The following is a 15,461-nucleotide window of genomic DNA, read 5'->3' as shown; positions in this document are numbered from 1 at the left end:
TGAGCGGAGCGAAGCCGACCTCGCTCCGCTCGGTCACGCCCTTCGACTTCGTTCAGGGCGAACGGATCGCGCAAACAAAAAAGGGCCGGAGGATCGCTCCCCCGGCCCTTTCCTACTTCATCTCGACCTGCTTTACCCGACGAACGCCCGCTCGATCACGAACTGCCCCGGCGCCGCATTGGAACCTTCGGTGAAGCCCTGTTCCTCGAAATAAGCCCCGAACTGCTTGATCATCTCCATGCTGCCGCACATCATGATCCGGTCGGTTTCGGGATCGAACTTCGCCGCCCCCGGAATCCCCTCGAACAGCGCGCCGCTCTCGACCAGCTTGTCGATCCGCGCGGTGTGACCATCGAACGGCTCACGGGTCACGGTCGGCACATAATGGAACTGGTTAGGCGCCTGCTCCGATACCAGCGGGTCTTCCGACCATTTGCCTTCCATCTCGTCGCGGAAGGCCAGGTCGCTCACCCGGCGCACCGAATGCACGACCACGACCTGCTCGTAAAACTCATAGACGTCCGGGTCGCGCGGCAGGCTCAGGAACGGGGCCAGGCCCGTGCCGGTCGACAGCATGAACAAACGCTTGCCCGGCAGCAGCGCGTCGGTCACCAGCGTGCCCGTCGGCTTGCGGCCGAGATAGATCTGGTCGCCCGGCTCGATCTTCTGGAGCTTGCTGGTCAGCGGACCGTCCTGCACCTTGATCGACAGGAATTCGATCTCTTCGTCCCAGGCGGGGCTGGCGATCGAATAAGCACGCAGCAGCGGCTTGCCATTGTCGCCCTTCAGCCCGATCATGATGAACTCGCCCGACCGGAAGCGGAAGGCGGCCGGACGGGTGATGCGGAAGCTGAACAGATGCTCGTTCCAGTGCTTCACCGACAGCACGGTTTCCACGGAAAGCGCGCCGGTGGGTTCCAGTACCGGCTTTTCGATCGTCACGTCGGTCAACACCTTATCCTCGCAGTGCGCAAAGCGTCGCAACGGGCGACACTTTTTGCGGATCGTTCGCAATAATATCGAGGTCCGCGAATGGCCCCTCCGCCGCGTGAAGGCAAGGCCAAAAAAACTTGGGGGCCATAAACCTGCTACCGGCAAGGGCGCGCTTTTGCAGGCGCCCCAAAGCCGAACGTCAGCCGAACAGGCCCTTGGCGATACCGCCCAGTTCGTTGAGCGGATTGCCGTCGCCGTCGCGGTCGAACATGCCGCCCAGCTTGCCCAATATCGCTTCCGGACCGCCGAACGCGCCCAGCAACGCCTGCAACTTGTCCGCCGACACGCCATGTTCGGCCGCCGTTTCCGCGAGCGCCGTCACGCTGGTTTCGCCCGATCCGATCTTGGCGCTGATCTCGCTCATCAGGCCCTGCATCTGCTCTGGCGTCACGCCGATCTGCGCCGCGATCGCTTCCAGCCCGCCGAACTTCCCGATCATATCCTCGAACATGCCCTTGCACTCCCGCAAAAAGATTGGGGTCCAGCATAGCACCACCCACGTCCGCCCAAAAGCAAAAGAGCCGGAGGGTCGCCCCTCCGGCTCTCTTTCTGCACGTAGTCGCTTCGGATCAGGCGGCGACCAGCGCCGCACCGCGCACGCCATCGTCGACATGGTCCACGAACTGGGCGAAATTATCCACGAACGCCTTGACCAGCGTCGCCGCCGTCGCGTCATAGCCATCCTTGTCCGCCCACATGGCGCGCGGGTCGAGGATGGTCGGCTCCACGCCATTGACCGCCACCGGCACGTCGAAGCCGAAATTGGGATCGGTGCGGAATTCGGCCTGGTTCAGGCTGCCGTCCAGCGCCGCGTTCAGCAGCGCGCGCGTCACCTTGATCGGCATCCGCTTGATCCCCGGCATCGTCGCCTTGCCGCCCGCCCAGCCGGTATTGACCAGCCAGCAGGTGACGCCGCCCTTGTTGATCCGCTCTTTCAGCAGATTGCCGTAGACCGACGGATGACGCGGCATGAACGGCGCACCGAAGCAGGTCGAGAAGGTCGCGGTCGGCTCGGTCACGCCAATTTCTGTCCCCGCGACGCGCGCGGTGTAGCCGGACAGGAAGTGATACATCGCCTGTTCCGGAGTCAGCCGGGCGATCGGCGGCAGCACGCCATAAGCATCGGCGGTCAGGAAGATGATGGTCTTGGGCACCGGACCCAGATTCTTTTCCGACGTGTTCGGGATGAAGTCGATCGGGTAGGAACCGCGGCTATTCTCGGCCAGGCTGTTGTCGTCCAGGTCGATCTCGCGAGTCTCCTCGTCGATCACGACATTTTCCAGCACCGTGCCGAAGCGCTTGGTGGTGGCGAAGATTTCCGGCTCGGCCTCGGCCGACAGGTTGATCATCTTGGCATAGCAGCCGCCCTCGAAATTGAAGACCGCCGTGTCCGACCAGCCATGCTCGTCATCGCCGATCAGCGTGCGGCTGGCGTCGGCCGACAGCGTCGTCTTGCCGGTGCCGGACAGGCCGAAGAAGACCGCCGTGTCGCCGTTCGCGCCGATGTTGGCGGAACAATGCATCGGCATCACGCCCTTGGTCGGCAGCAGATAGTTGAGGATGCCGAAGACCGACTTCTTCATCTCGCCGGCATAGGCGGTGCCGCCGATCAGGATCAGCTTCTCGGTGAAATTGACCGCGACCACGGTTTCGCTGCGGCAGCCATGACGCGCCGGATCAGCCTTGAAGGTCGGCAGGTCGATGATCGTATATTCGGGCGCGAAGCCCGTCAGTTCATCGGCGGTGGGCCGCACCAGCAGCGTGCGGATGAACAGGTTGTGCCAGGCCCGCTCGTTGATGACGCGCACATTGACGCGATGTTCGGGCTGCGATCCGCCGAACAGGTCGGCGACATAGAGCGTGTCCTTCTCGCCCAGCGCATGCAAGAAATCCGCCTTCAGCGCCGCGAAATGGTCGGGCGTCATGCCGCGATTGGTGTCGCCCCACCAGACGGTCGATTCGGTTTCGGCGTCCCGGACGATGAACTTGTCCTTGGCGCTGCGGCCGGTATGCTTGCCGGTCTTGACGACCAGCGGGCCGTCCTTGGACAATATGCCCTCGCCGTTGCGGACCGCTGCTTCGACCAGCGGCGCAGTGCCCAGATTCCAATATTGGGTGGCGTTGGTCTTGATGCCCTGGTCGGCCAGGGTGATTGAGGATTTGGCCTGCACGCCTTTGCTCCTGAATATGTTGTGCTCGCGTCGCGTCATTCGTCATGCTTGCGACCGATCCGCCCCTTGGGCGCCGCTTGTATGGCACGGCGTCCCTTGCTGCTGACAATCAAAGGCATAGGGCTTTGCGGGGAAAGCGTCAAATCCCCGCGCGCAGCCATTTGTCCCGAATATCGACGCTTGTGGCGCAGGACCATCCTGCGCGCCTTTCTTGCGACGCGCAACGCCTTGGTCTAACGCTGGCCCATATCCCCCTTCCACGACCATGGGACACCGCATGACCGCAACCATCGCCCTGGTGGATGACGACAAGAATATCCTGACATCGGTGTCGATCGCGCTGCAGACCGAAGGCTTTCTCACGCGCATCTATTCCGATCCCGAAAGCGCGCTCAAGGCGCTGCTGGACAACCCGGCCGACCTCGCCGTCTTCGACATCAAGATGCCGCGCATGGACGGGCTGGAGCTGCTCCGCCGCCTGCGCGAAAAGAGCCAGATGCCGGTCATCTTTCTGACGTCCAAGGCGGATGAGCTGGACGAAGCGCTGGGCCTCGCCATGGGCGCGGACGATTATATCGCCAAGCCCTTTTCCCAGCGGCTGCTGCTGGCGCGCATCCGCGCCATCCTGCGCCGCGCCGAAGTCAGCAAGACGCCCGACGCACCGGACGAGCCGGTCGCCGACCCGATCATACGCGGCCGGCTGGAAATGGACCCGGCGCGCCATCGGGTGAAGTGGAACGGCCAGGACGTCACGCTGACCGTCACCGAATTCCTTATTCTGGAAACCCTTGCGCAGCGCCCCGGCGTGGTCAAGAACCGCAACCAGTTGATGGACGCCGCCTATCAGGACGACGTCTATGTCGACGACCGCACGATCGACAGCCATATCAAGCGGCTGCGGCGCAAATTCCGCGAGGTGGACTCCGACTTCAATGCAATCGACACCCTCTATGGCGCCGGATATCGTTTCTCGGAGGAGTGACGGCAGCGATGCCGGGTTGCGCTGGTCCGGCCGGATCAGCCTCACCCCGCGCATCCTGGCCGTCAACGTCTTCGCGCTGGCGCTGCTGGCGGGGGGCTTCTTCTATCTCGACAGCTATCGCACGCGCATCGTCGATGCCCGGCTGGAACAATCCGCGCGCGAATTGAAGCTGCTCGCTATCGGCCTCGAAAACGCCCCTGCCGATCGGCATGATGCGCTGATCGCCGCCTATTCGCGCCAGACCGGCGACCGGGTGCGCCGCTATGCGGCCGGCGGTGGCCTGATTGCCGACAGCTTCACCATGGATGCGCCGCGCTACCGCCTGCGCCTGCCGTCCGAAGAGGAATGGCAGCGCCATGTCGCCCGTTTCCTCGACAAGGCGGTGGACCGGATCGTGTCGGCCGACCGCCCGCCCGATTTCATCGAGCCCACGGTCGACCGCGCCGAGGCCTGGCCCGAACTGCTGCTGGCCCGCAAGACCGGCCAGCCGCAGGCGATGAACCGCTACGCCCCCGACCGCACCTTCATGATTTCGGCCGCGACGCAGGTGCGCGACGGCACGGCGCTGCTGGCGACCGAAAACGCCCGCGACATCACCCGCATCGTGCGCGCCGAACGGCTGCGCCTGGGCATGGTGCTGGCCGTCGCGGCGCTCGCCTCGGTGCTGCTCTCGCTGTTCCTGGCGCGCACCATCGTCCGCCCGCTCCAGCGCCTCGCCCGCGCCGCCGTCCGTGTCCGCCTCGGCCGGGCGCGCGAAGTGACCGTGCCGCGCCTGCCCGAACGGCGCGACGAGATCGGGATGCTCGCCCGCGCCCTGTCCGACATGAGCCATGCGCTGCGCCAGCGGATCGACGCGACCGACGCCTTCGCCGCCGATGTCAGTCATGAACTCAAGAACCCGATCGCCTCGCTGCGCTCCGCCCTCGACGCGCTCGACCGGGTCGGGGCGGACCGGCCCGACCTGCGCGACCAGTTGATGGAAATCGCGCAGGATGATGTCCGCCGGCTCGATCGCCTCGTCACCGACATCGCCGAAGCCTCGCGCGTCGATGCCGAATTGTCGCGCACCCGCTTCGAGCCGATCGACCTTGGCCTGCTTATCGAACGCATGGTGATCGCCCGCGAAGCGCGCGGCGTGCCGCGCGGCATCCGCCTCGCCTTTGCCCGCCCGCGCAAGGATGTCGCCGTGGTGCTAGGCGAGGAAGGCCGGCTGATCCGCGTGCTCGACAATCTGATTGACAATGCCGTGTCCTTCTCCCCCGACGACGGCCTGGTCCAGATCATCGCCACCGTCGCCGATCATGAAGTGCTGGTCAGCGTCGAGGATGAAGGGCCGGGCGTCCCGCCGTCCGAGCGCGAACATATTTTCCGGCGCTTCCACAGCGTCCGGCCGGAAGGGGAAGCGTTCGGCAAGCATTCGGGCCTGGGCCTCGCCATCGCCCGCTCGATCATCGAAGGGCATCAGGGCAAGATCGGCATCGGCGACCGCGAGGATGCCCAGAGCGGCGCCCGCTTCATCCTGCGCCTGCCGATGGCGGTGGAGCGCGATCCCGGCATCGTTTCGGAATAGGACGAAAGGCGGCGGCAACGGCATTCCCATCATCGCCGACTCAGGCTAGAAGGAGGTCGGGGATATGGCGCGCGCACTTTCATCAGAAACGCTCCACGCAACGAGCGTGGCCATTGATGGCCGCGTCATATTGCTGCGCGGGCCAAGCGGCAGCGGCAAGTCCGACCTGGCCCTGCGCCTGATCGACCGTGGCGCCGTGCTGGTCAGCGACGATTATACGCTGGTGAAACGCGTCGACGGGCGCCTCATCGCCACCGCGCCGGACACGATCCGGGGCAAGATGGAGGTACGCGGCATCGGCATCGTCGCGATGGCCGCGCTGTCCGACGCGCCGGTCGCCCTGATCGCCGACCTGTTCGACCCGGTCGACCGGATGCCGCTGGAACCGGTCCATCGCACCGTCGCGGGTATCGATGTGCCGGTGGTGAAGATCGCCCCGTTCGAAGCCTCCGCCCCGATCAAGGTCGAACTGGCGTTCAAGGCGCTGGGGCTGAAGGATGCGGCGGCGCCATGACCCAGCCCAAGACCATCCTCCTGCTGTCCGGCCTGTCGGGCGCGGGCAAGACCACCGCGCTCAAGACGCTGGAGGATATGGGCTGGGAGGTAGTGGACAACCTACCCCTCGTCCTGCTCGACCGGCTGCTCGACACGCCCCTGCCCGCGGGCCATGCCGGTGCGGACGAGCGGCCGCTGGCGCTGGGCATCGACGCGCGCACCCGCGATTTCGACGCCAACGCCATCGTCCAGCGGATCAAGGCGATGCGCGAACGCCATGGCCATGACATCGAAACCCTGTTCCTCGATTGCTCCGGCACAGAACTGGAACGCCGCTTCGCCGAGACGCGCCGCCGCCACCCGCTCGCGCTCGACCGCCCGGCCGCCGACGGCATCGCCCGCGAACGCGAACTGACCGAACCGCTGCGCCGCTGGGCGACCCAGGTCATCGACACCACCGGCTTCACCAGCAATTCCCTGCAACAGGAAATTCGCAGCCGTTTTTCCCGCGAACGCCTGTCCGACCCGGTGCTGACCATCCTCTCCTTCGGCTTTTCGCGCGGCGTGCCCCGCAATGCCGACCTGATGTTCGACATGCGCTTCCTGCGCAATCCGCACTGGGACGCCAGCCTGCGCCCACGGACCGGGCTGGACCCGGAGGTCGCCGCCTATATCCGCGAAGATCCCGCCTATGAGGAAGCGGTCGGCAAGATCGAGGACCTGCTCGCCACCCTGCTGCCGCGCTATTCGGAAGGCGGAAAGGCCTATATTACCGTGGCCTTCGGCTGTACCGGGGGCAAGCATCGTTCGGTCCATGTGGCAGAGCGCGTCGCGAACTACTTGCAAGATGCGGGCTTTTCGCCCACGGTCTTGCACCGCAATATTGAATCGACGCCCCAGGATAGTCTGGAGAAGCGCCGTCCGGGAGGCCCGAAAGCAATATCATGAAGCAGGTGGGCCGCAGAAGCACATGATTGGACTCGTACTCGTCACCCATGGGTCGCTGGCGACCGAATTTGTCGTGGCCATGGAACATGTTGTCGGCCCCCAGCAGCAGATCGAAACGATCTGCATCGGGCCGGAAGACGACATGGAACTGCGCCGCGCGGACATCGCGACGGCGGTCGCCCGCGTCAATGACGGATCGGGCGTGATCCTGCTGACCGACCTGTTCGGCGGCACCCCCTCCAACCTCGCCATCTCGCTGCTGAAAGCCGGCGAGATCGAGGTGATCGCGGGCATCAACCTGCCCATGCTCATCCGCCTGGAAAGTGCGCGCAAGGTGATGGACGTGCGCGCCGCTGTTGCCGCCGCGCGCGAAGCCGGGCAGAAATATATCAGCGTCGCGTCGGAACTGTTGGGCAGCACCACATGAATGAAATCAGCCAGGAAGTCCGTATCAGCAACAAGCGCGGCCTCCACGCCCGCGCCAGCGCCAAATTCGTGACCCTGGCCAGCGGCCTGCCTGCCGACATCCTGGTGAGCAAGGACGGCAACCATGTCACCGGCACGTCGATCATGGGCCTGATGATGCTGGGCGCCGCCATGGGAGACAGCATCATAATCAAGGCCACCGGTCCCGAAGCCGCCGATTCGCTGGGCAAGCTGGTCGGCCTGGTCGAGGACAAGTTCGGCGAGGAGTGAGGCTGCGGTTGTTCGTCATGGGTGGAAAACGGGCCTACCGCATTTTGGGTCGAGCTTTACATCAGGGGCGCAAAATATATTTCAACGCGACGATTTTGTCGTTCAGTCATATCATCTTTCCGAGCGATGCGCGGATGACGAGAACCGAAAGATCGAACAGTAATTGATCGATGCGGCATTCCATGCGCTTCAAGATAGGAGCGAACCATGTCCAACCGGTCAAACGCTAATCGTCTATTTTCTTGAGTATCTGTGTGCCCCTCCAGCATTACCCGAGGCGAGCCACAACTGCCAATTGCTCGGCTTACATCGTTAAGCACATCCCGTGCGTTTCTATCGGCATATGCTGCATTTTCATCGAAAAACACGATCCATGGCCCCGGCGCGCATGTCAAAGCCGAGGCTGGCGCGGGCGAAAATATGGCGACTGTCGCGACGAACAGAATCTGTCTAATCATCATAAAATCTTATGTTGTCTGAGCCAGACGTCAACTTCCGCTTCTGGTCGCTCCAAGACATCCCCGTCCCTTTCAAGGAAGGGGTTAGGGGTGGGCGGCATGCGCAGCGAGCGTGCAACCGTGACGCCGAAGCGCCCCCGGCCAAACCCCTTCCCCAAACCCCTTCCCCAAACCCCTTCCAATGTAGGATTTTCTCTGGTCTATCCTGAAAGATGAACCAGTCCCGCCACGCCCCCTGCCCAACCGCCGCCACCGCGCACCTGTCGCGCACGCGCCGCGTCACTGGCGCGTCGCCGTGACCCACCCGTTACGCAACCATGGCGTCGCCATGGCCCCAGCCTTACTTCCCCGTGGCTTTACCGGCACTATTGCCCGATTCACCCGACAACGGTGTGAACTTCGGCGAGGGGCGCCATCGCTATCCCTCCACCGCCTCCGCCGCGCTCCGCATCCGCGTGAAGATATCCCAGGTCGCGATGAACAGGGCCGCGATCACCGGGCCGATGACGATGCCGTTGAAGCCGAACATCTCCAGCCCACCGAGCGTCGATATCAGTACGACATAGTCGGGAATCCGCGTCTCGCGCCCCACCAGGATCGGGCGCAGCACATTGTCGACCGACCCGATGACCAATGCGCCGCACACCACCAGCACGCCCCCCTGCCACATCGCCCCGGTCGCGAACAGGTAGATCGCCACCGGCACCCAGACGATGGCGGTGCCGACCGCGGGCAGCAGGGAGAAAGCGCCCATCAACACCCCCCACAGCAGCGCGCCCTGTATGCCCAAGGCCCAGAAGACGATGCCCCCGATCAAGCCCTGCACGATGGCGACGACGATGCTGCCCTTGATCGTGGCGCGGATGACGATCACGAACTGTTCGATCAGCGCCTGCCGCTGGCTGGCCCGCAGCGGCGCGGCCGCCGCGATGCGCTGCGACAGCATTTCCCCGTCGCGCAACAGGAAATAGGTCAGGTACAACATGACGCCCAGCGCCACGAAGAAGCTGAACGCGCTCTGCCCGATCTGGAACGCCTGCGCCGCCAGCGTGCGGAAACTGCTGGTGACGCCCTTGGTCACCATATCCTGCGCCGCATAGAAATTGGTCAGGCCCAGCCGCCGCAGATAGGGCGTCGCCCAATCGGGCACCGCCGCCAACACCTGCCCGAACAGCCGCACGAAATTAATCTCGCCCGACTGGATCTTGGCATAGAAATAGGCGCCTTCCTGCAACAGCGCCGCGCCCAGCACGAAGGCGGGGACGATCACCACCCCCAGGATCAGGAACAGGGTGATGAGCGCCGCGCCATTGCGATGCGTGGGAATGGCCGACAATATCTGCCGGTTGAGCGGCGCGAACAGGATCGCGGCGATCACGCCCCACAGCACGGCGGCGAAGAAAGGCTCGATCACCAGCGCGAACGCGATGGACACGACCAGCACGACACCCAGGAAAAATCCGTCCTCGATGCGGGGCGAGACATGCAGCGGCGGCACCGGGGCGGGCGTGACGGGTGGCGGGGGTGTTTTGGCGTCCATCGGCGACCCTTCGCAAAATTCGCGATTCAAATCCATCGTGGAAGATGCGCATCGGCTTCCCCCTGTCCTTTTCACCTTTCCATGGCTAAGGAAGCCGCTTCCTTCCGCTCATTTGGGACCAGCGACAGACGTGGCACGCGAGATCACCGGATTTTCCAACCCGCTGGTGAAGCGCGTCCGCAGCTTGCGGGAAAAAAAGCATCGCAAGGCGGAGGGACTGTTCCTGGCCGAAGGGCTGCGCATCCTGACCGAAGCGCGCGAGGAAGGCGTGCTGCCCGAAATGCTGTTCCACGCCGGCTCCACCCATCCCCTGGCGCTGGACCTGATCGACGCGATGGAGGCGACCGGCGGTGACGTCATCGAAACCACGCCCGACATCCTGTCCAAGATCAGCGGCAAGGACAATGCACAGGCGGTTGTCGGCGTCTATCGCGACCGGCTTACCCCGCTCGACAGGCTGGACCGTACCAAGGCGGATATCTGGATCGTCGCCCAGTCGCTGCGCGATCCCGGCAATCTCGGCACCATATTGCGCACGGGCGACGCGGTCGGCGCGGGCGGCCTGATCCTCATCGACGACTGCGTCGATCCCTTCTCGGTCGAAGCGGTGCGCGCCTCCATGGGGGCGCTCTTCACCCAGTCGATCACCCAGGCGCGCTGGGGCGAATTCATGCACTGGCTGCGGCAGGGACCGGGCGAACTGATCGGCACCAGCCTGAAGGCGACCCACGACTATCAGCAACCGCGCTACGCCAGCCCCAGCTTCCTGCTGGTCGGCAACGAAGCGCAGGGTCTGCCCGAAGCCTACGAGGCCGAATGCGACCTGCTGGTGAAGATGCCGATGCTGGGCAAGGCGGACAGCCTGAACGCGGCGGTGGCGACGGCGGTCATGGCCTATGAATTGTTGAACCAGAAACGCAGATCATAATCACCGTCATCCCGGCGCAGGCTGGGATCCCGCTTTTCTCTTGAGCGACGGAAGAAGAGAGATGCCAGCCGCCGCTGGCATGACGAATAGGGGGTAAAGGCGTGACACAGACGAATGGCATCGGCGAAATGTGGCGGCACAAGCGCGTGCTGGCGGCCAGCCTGATCGGCACGGCAGTCGAATTCTACGATTTCTACATCTACGCCACGGCCGCCAGCCTGATCTTCCCTTCGCTCTTCTTCCCCTCCTCCTCACCCTCGGCGCAGTTGATGGCCTCCTATGGCAGCCTCGCCCTCGCCTTCTTCGCCCGGCCGGTGGGCGCGGCGGTGTTCGGCCATTATGGCGACCGGATCGGGCGCAAGGCGACATTGGTCGCCTCGCTGATGCTGATGGGCGGCTGCACGCTGCTGATCGGCTTCCTGCCCACCTATCAGATGATCGGTTACTGGGCGCCGCTGATCCTGTGTCTGTTGCGCTTCGGCCAGGGCTTTGGCCTCGGCGGCGAATGGGGCGGCGCGGCGCTGCTGGCGGTGGAGAACGCCCCGCCGGGCTGGCGCGCGCGCTTCGGCATGTTCCCGCAACTGGGCGCCCCGGTCGGCTTCATCGCCGCCAACGGCCTGTTCCTGATCCTGGGCGCCTTCCTGACCGACGAAGACTTCTTCGCCTGGGGCTGGCGCCTGCCCTTCCTCGGCAGCGCAGTACTGGTGATCCTGGGCCTCTGGGTTCGCCTCAAACTCACCGAAACCCCGGAATTCGCCGCCGCGCAAAAGGAGACGCCGCCGCCCGCCGTGCCGCTGGCGACCCTGCTTTCCTCACATCTCGGCGCGGCGATCGCCGGCACCTTCGCCTGCGCGGCCTGTTTCGCCGTCTACTATATCGCGACCGCCTTCGCGCTCGGCTACGGCACCACCGCGCTCAGGATCGACCGCGAAATCTTCCTCGCCATCCAGCTCGGCGCGATCCTGTTCATGGCGCTCAGCATCGTCATCGCCGGCTGGTGGTCGGATCGGACCACGCCCACCAATGCCCTCGCCTGGGGCTGCGCCGGTACGGTGGCGATGGGCCTCGTCTTCGGCCCGCTGATCGGCACCGGCGCGCTGCTGCCGATCTTCGCGGCGCTCAGCCTGGCCTTGTTCGTCATGGGCTTCATCTACGGCCCGCTGGGCGCCTATCTGCCTGCCCTCTTCCCGATCCAGCTACGCTATACCGGCGCGTCCTTCGCCTTCAACCTGGGCGGCATCATCGGCGGTGCGCTGGCGCCGATCGTCGCGACCTGGCTGATCGGCGCGCAGGGCGTCGGCCTGGTCGGGCTTTACATGTCGGCGGCCGCGCTCATCAGCCTGGGCGGCCTCTGGTTCACCAGCCGCGCGGCGCCGGTCCAATGACCTTGCGCATCAGCAGCATCGGCACGCCACTGTCCTCAAACGCCCGCACTCCCTCGAACCCGAAGCTGCGATAGAGCGACACGCCGGCCATGGTCCCCGACAGTTCGAGCGACCCGAAGCCCTCCGCCCGCGCCGCCGCCTCGCACAGCGACAGGATCAGCGTACCCACGCCTTTGCGGACATGATCGGGATGGGTGTACATCGCCCGCACCCGCGCCGCCTCGGTCGCCGGATCGAGCAGCCGGTCGTCGCGCCCGGCGCTATGGCTGCCGCCATAGGATGTCGCCCGCCGGCTCCACCCGCCGCAACCCGCTATCACCCCCGCATCCTCGATGACGAAATAGGTGCCGTCGGCGATCAGCCGGCTGTCCAGCCCCATGAAGGCATGGCTGGCCGCCACCTGATCGGGCGTCAGATACGCCGATTGCAGCCGCTCGATCGCCAATGTCATCAGGGCGGACAAGGCGGCTTCGTCGGCGATGGTGGCCAGGCGGTGGGTCAATATGGTCATGGCCCGATCTGAAACAGCAGAGGCCGGCCCCGCGCAAGGGACCGGCCTCTGCCGACTGCTGTCAGTTCAGAATTTGAAGCCGACCTTGCCGTACCAGTAACCGCCATTGATGCCGTAGGGCGTGAAGGTCACCGGCGCATCCAGCACCGCACCGCCGTCGATCGGCAGGCCGTCCGGGCCGTTGGGTACGGTCGATGCCTTCTTGTCGAACAGGTTGTTGGCGCCGGCCGTGATCGTCAGCCCCTCGGTCAGGGCATAGCTGACCTCCAGATCGGTGATCGCCGCCGCGCCGGCCTTCACCGTCGGGGTCGTGCCGTTATAGATCACCACCTGCGACGACTTGCCGTAGAAGGTTTCGCGCAGGTTGACGCTCAGCCCGCCCATCGTCAGCAGGCCGCCGGCAATGACCTTATATTTCGGCGATGCGTCCTCCAGCACGCTGCGCGCATCCGCCGCATAGAGCGAGTCGGGCAGGCGCAGCTTGGTGATCTTGGTCGTGTTGTAGTTGGCCGACAGCGACCAGAGGATCGATCCCTCGCCGACCGACGTCGGATAGCTCGCCGTCAGATCGACGCCGCGGGTGCGGGTGTCCGCGCCGTTGGTGAACAGGTTGATGCCCGCGTCGCCCACCTCCAGCACATAGGGATCGAGCACATTGCCATGCGCTGCGATTGCATCCAGCACCGCCTGGTTGGTCACGACGCCGCCGGTCAGGCCGACGATCGACCCGGTGCCGACGATGCGGTTCTTCATCTTCACCTGATAGGCGTCGAGCGTGATGTTCAGCTTGGGAATGGGTCGCAGCACCAGGCCCAGGCTGTAGTTGGTGGACGTTTCGGGTTTCAGGTCGTCATAGCCCAGCAGCTTGGCCGCCGCGCTGTTCGGCGGCAATTGCACATAGGCCGACGTTGGGCCGACATTGGTTGAGCTGTAATAGGATTCGAGCAGCGAGGGCGCCCGGAAACCTGTGCTGACCGTCCCGCGCACCGCCACCTGGTCGGTGAAGTCGACGCGGCTCGTCACCTTCCACGTCCATTTGGTGCCGAAGTCGCTATAGTCCTCGAAACGCACCGCGCCGTCGATCTTCCAGATATCCACCGGGTTCAGCGCGATGTCCAGATAGGCCGCCTTGTTGTTGCGCTTGTGCTTGCCTGCGTCGGTGGCGAGGAAGCCCGGATAGGATTGGCCGCCCTCGAAATAGGTGGAGGCGAAGTCGCCCTTGCCGATCTGGAACAGATTTTCGCGATATTCTCCGCCGAAGGCGATGTTGATCGGCGCCGCCATCCCCGCCTCGATCTCCTTGGCGATATCGATGTTGGTGGTCCATTCCGACGCCTTCAGGAAGCCGTCATAAAAATTGCCCGGCGTGGTGCCGGTATTGATGAACAGCGTGCGGTTGGCCGAATCCAGCGTGAAGAGCTTGGCATAATCCTGGCCATAGGTGGTGCTGACCTCCCAGCGGAAACCGCCCATTTCCCCCTTGATGCCGCCGGTGTTGGAGAAATCATCCTCCTTGATCGCCTCGCGCGGGTTGAAGCCGGTGGCGCTGTACAGGATTTCCTCGCCCGCCACGCCCAGAACCGGGGAGCGCGATACGCGCCAGGGCTGCCGGTAATTTTCATAGGCGCTCGCCTCGCGACGACCATAGCTGCCGAAGGCGTAGATTTCGACACCGCCGAAATCATGGCCAGCATTGTACATCACCGTGCTGAGCGTCGAGCGCGAATCGCCGACGATGCGGTTGGTGTAAGGCGCATTTGGCAGGCCGATCGCCACCATCGCCGCATGTTCGGCGCTCAGGCTGTCGCTGATCGTGCCGTCCTTGTTATAGATGCGGGAATCGACGCCGCCGCGCTGGGAAAAGCCATGGAAGCGGTGAAACATGGTGAAGTTCAGATAGGTGTCGTCGTCGATCTTGGGCGCGAAAGTGATGCTGCCCGAAAAGGTCGTGCCGTCGCCTTCATAATATTGGCCACCGGTGAAGCTGCCGGAAATGCTGTCCTTTTCATCCTTCAGGATGATGTTGATGACACCCGCGATCGCATCCGACCCATATTGCGCGGCCGCGCCGTCCTCCAGCACCTCGATGCGGCCGATCGCGCCTGGCGGGATCATGTCGAGATCGGGCGCGGCGCCACCCTGATAGGGGCCGCTCAGCACATGGAGGTTGGATGTGCCGTGGCGCCGCTTGCCGTTGACCAGCACCAGCGCGTGGTTGGGGCTGAGGCCGCGCAGGCGCGCCGACAAGGTAAGGTTGGCGGTATCGCCGCCAAAGGCTTCGGCGGTGAAAGACGGTACGAGCTGGCTCAGCACTTGGTTCAGGTTGGGCTGGCCCACCTTTTCCAACGCGGCGCTGTCGAGAACCTTGATCGGCGCCGCGCTTTCGGCGGCGGTGACGCCCGTGGCGCGGGTGCCGGTGACGATGATGGCCGCGCCCTCATCGACTGCGGCGGCCTGCGGCGCATTATCCTGTGCGAAGACGGTAGCGGAAGAACTGATGGCGATCGCAATAGCAGCGCGAGAAACGAGACCCTTATAGTTCATGAAACAGCCCCCTAATATTTCTTATTGATTGAGGCCTCTCCTATATCGTCCTTTTATTCTTACCCCTGTTCTCTCCGATATTTTGCACGAACGCTCCCACCGCCGGAAGCACATGGCCCGACGCCAGAAACACTCGGCAATGTCTGGAAACGAAAAGCTGACACAAAACCGCAACGGGCGAAATAGCATTTATGCCGCACTGCAAAATCCTTCCGCTCCGATCAAAGCGGGACGGCCGTC

The 15,461-nt window shown here is 64.3% G+C and carries 15 protein-coding genes; 8 read left to right on the top strand and 7 right to left on the bottom strand.

Translation table 11 applies throughout. The features are described from left to right. Positions 1-132: 132 nt before the first annotated feature. From SBA_RS07475 to SBA_RS07465, 3 genes are all read right to left on the bottom strand, one after another. On the bottom strand, positions 133-951 hold the full coding sequence (locus SBA_RS07475) for a ferredoxin--NADP reductase (RefSeq protein ID WP_224547239.1): 819 nt from the start codon (positions 949-951) through the stop codon (positions 133-135). A gap of 181 nt (positions 952-1,132) precedes the next feature. Beyond that, complete coding sequence (locus SBA_RS07470) at positions 1,133-1,444, bottom strand: hypothetical protein (protein ID WP_261936401.1); 312 nt, start codon at positions 1,442-1,444, stop codon at positions 1,133-1,135. 118 nt (positions 1,445-1,562) lie between these two features. Continuing rightward, entirely contained in the window at positions 1,563-3,164 is a 1,602-nt protein-coding gene (locus SBA_RS07465; protein ID WP_261936400.1) for a phosphoenolpyruvate carboxykinase, read from the bottom strand. A gap of 277 nt (positions 3,165-3,441) precedes the next feature. On the opposite strand from SBA_RS07465, the gene SBA_RS07460 reads away from it, so the two are divergent. The 6 genes from SBA_RS07460 (at position 3,442) to SBA_RS07435 (ending at position 7,855) form a co-directional block, all read left to right on the top strand. Beyond that, on the top strand, positions 3,442-4,146 hold the full coding sequence (locus tag SBA_RS07460; RefSeq protein WP_224547243.1) for a response regulator transcription factor: 705 nt from the start codon (positions 3,442-3,444) through the stop codon (positions 4,144-4,146). Next, positions 4,115-5,716, top strand: a complete 1,602-nt coding sequence (locus SBA_RS07455; protein WP_224547245.1) for a sensor histidine kinase — start codon at positions 4,115-4,117, stop codon at positions 5,714-5,716. Before SBA_RS07460 ends, SBA_RS07455 begins: the two co-directional genes overlap by 32 nt. 64 nt (positions 5,717-5,780) lie before the next feature. Continuing rightward, on the top strand, positions 5,781-6,230 hold the full coding sequence (locus tag SBA_RS07450) for an HPr kinase/phosphorylase (RefSeq protein WP_224547247.1): 450 nt from the start codon (positions 5,781-5,783) through the stop codon (positions 6,228-6,230). Then, positions 6,227-7,159 (top strand): RNase adapter RapZ, encoded by a 933-nt coding sequence (gene rapZ / locus SBA_RS07445; protein ID WP_224547249.1) that lies wholly within the window; start codon positions 6,227-6,229, stop codon positions 7,157-7,159. Before SBA_RS07450 ends, rapZ begins: the two co-directional genes overlap by 4 nt. 22 nt (positions 7,160-7,181) lie before the next feature. After that, the gene (locus SBA_RS07440) at positions 7,182-7,586 is read left to right on the top strand and encodes a PTS sugar transporter subunit IIA (protein WP_037477253.1); all 405 of its coding nucleotides are present in this window, start codon (positions 7,182-7,184) and stop codon (positions 7,584-7,586) included. Continuing rightward, a complete protein-coding gene (locus SBA_RS07435; RefSeq protein WP_224547251.1) occupies positions 7,583-7,855 on the top strand; it encodes an HPr family phosphocarrier protein in 273 nt (90 codons plus the stop codon). The genes SBA_RS07440 and SBA_RS07435 overlap by 4 nt, the downstream gene beginning before the upstream one ends. A 56-nt stretch (positions 7,856-7,911) precedes the next feature. On the opposite strand, the gene SBA_RS25270 is transcribed toward SBA_RS07435, so the two are convergent. Then, positions 7,912-8,313: an OmpA family protein gene (locus SBA_RS25270; RefSeq protein WP_224547420.1), complete on the bottom strand. Its 402-nt coding sequence runs from the start codon at positions 8,311-8,313 to the stop codon at positions 7,912-7,914. A 418-nt stretch (positions 8,314-8,731) separates the two neighbouring features. After that, the gene (locus SBA_RS07430) at positions 8,732-9,853 is read right to left on the bottom strand and encodes an AI-2E family transporter (protein ID WP_224547253.1); all 1,122 of its coding nucleotides are present in this window, start codon (positions 9,851-9,853) and stop codon (positions 8,732-8,734) included. A gap of 130 nt (positions 9,854-9,983) precedes the next feature. Between SBA_RS07430 and SBA_RS07425 the strand changes: the two genes are divergently transcribed. Both SBA_RS07425 and SBA_RS07420 read left to right on the top strand, forming a co-directional pair. Next, positions 9,984-10,781 carry a TrmH family RNA methyltransferase gene (locus SBA_RS07425; protein ID WP_261936399.1) on the top strand — a complete coding sequence of 266 codons (798 nt, stop codon included), beginning with the start codon at positions 9,984-9,986 and terminating at the stop codon, positions 10,779-10,781. Positions 10,782-10,909: 128 nt separating this feature from the next. Continuing rightward, on the top strand, positions 10,910-12,166 hold the full coding sequence (locus tag SBA_RS07420; RefSeq protein ID WP_261936696.1) for an MFS transporter: 1,257 nt from the start codon (positions 10,910-10,912) through the stop codon (positions 12,164-12,166). On the opposite strand, the gene SBA_RS07415 is transcribed toward SBA_RS07420, so the two are convergent. After that, positions 12,138-12,677 (bottom strand): GNAT family N-acetyltransferase, encoded by a 540-nt coding sequence (locus SBA_RS07415; protein WP_261936398.1) that lies wholly within the window; start codon positions 12,675-12,677, stop codon positions 12,138-12,140. The two genes, SBA_RS07420 and SBA_RS07415, sit on opposite strands and share 29 nt — an antisense overlap. A 66-nt stretch (positions 12,678-12,743) precedes the next feature. Further along, complete coding sequence (locus SBA_RS07410) at positions 12,744-15,221, bottom strand: TonB-dependent receptor plug domain-containing protein (RefSeq protein ID WP_261936397.1); 2,478 nt, start codon at positions 15,219-15,221, stop codon at positions 12,744-12,746. Positions 15,222-15,461: the final 240 nt, after the last annotated feature.

Origin of the sequence: Sphingomonas bisphenolicum (assembly GCF_024349785.1) — a bacterium.
Taxonomy (GTDB): Bacteria; Pseudomonadota; Alphaproteobacteria; order Sphingomonadales; family Sphingomonadaceae; genus Sphingobium; species Sphingobium bisphenolicum.
The sequence above is the reverse complement of the archived record's forward strand: the minus strand, read 5'-3'. Positions and strand labels throughout refer to the sequence as shown.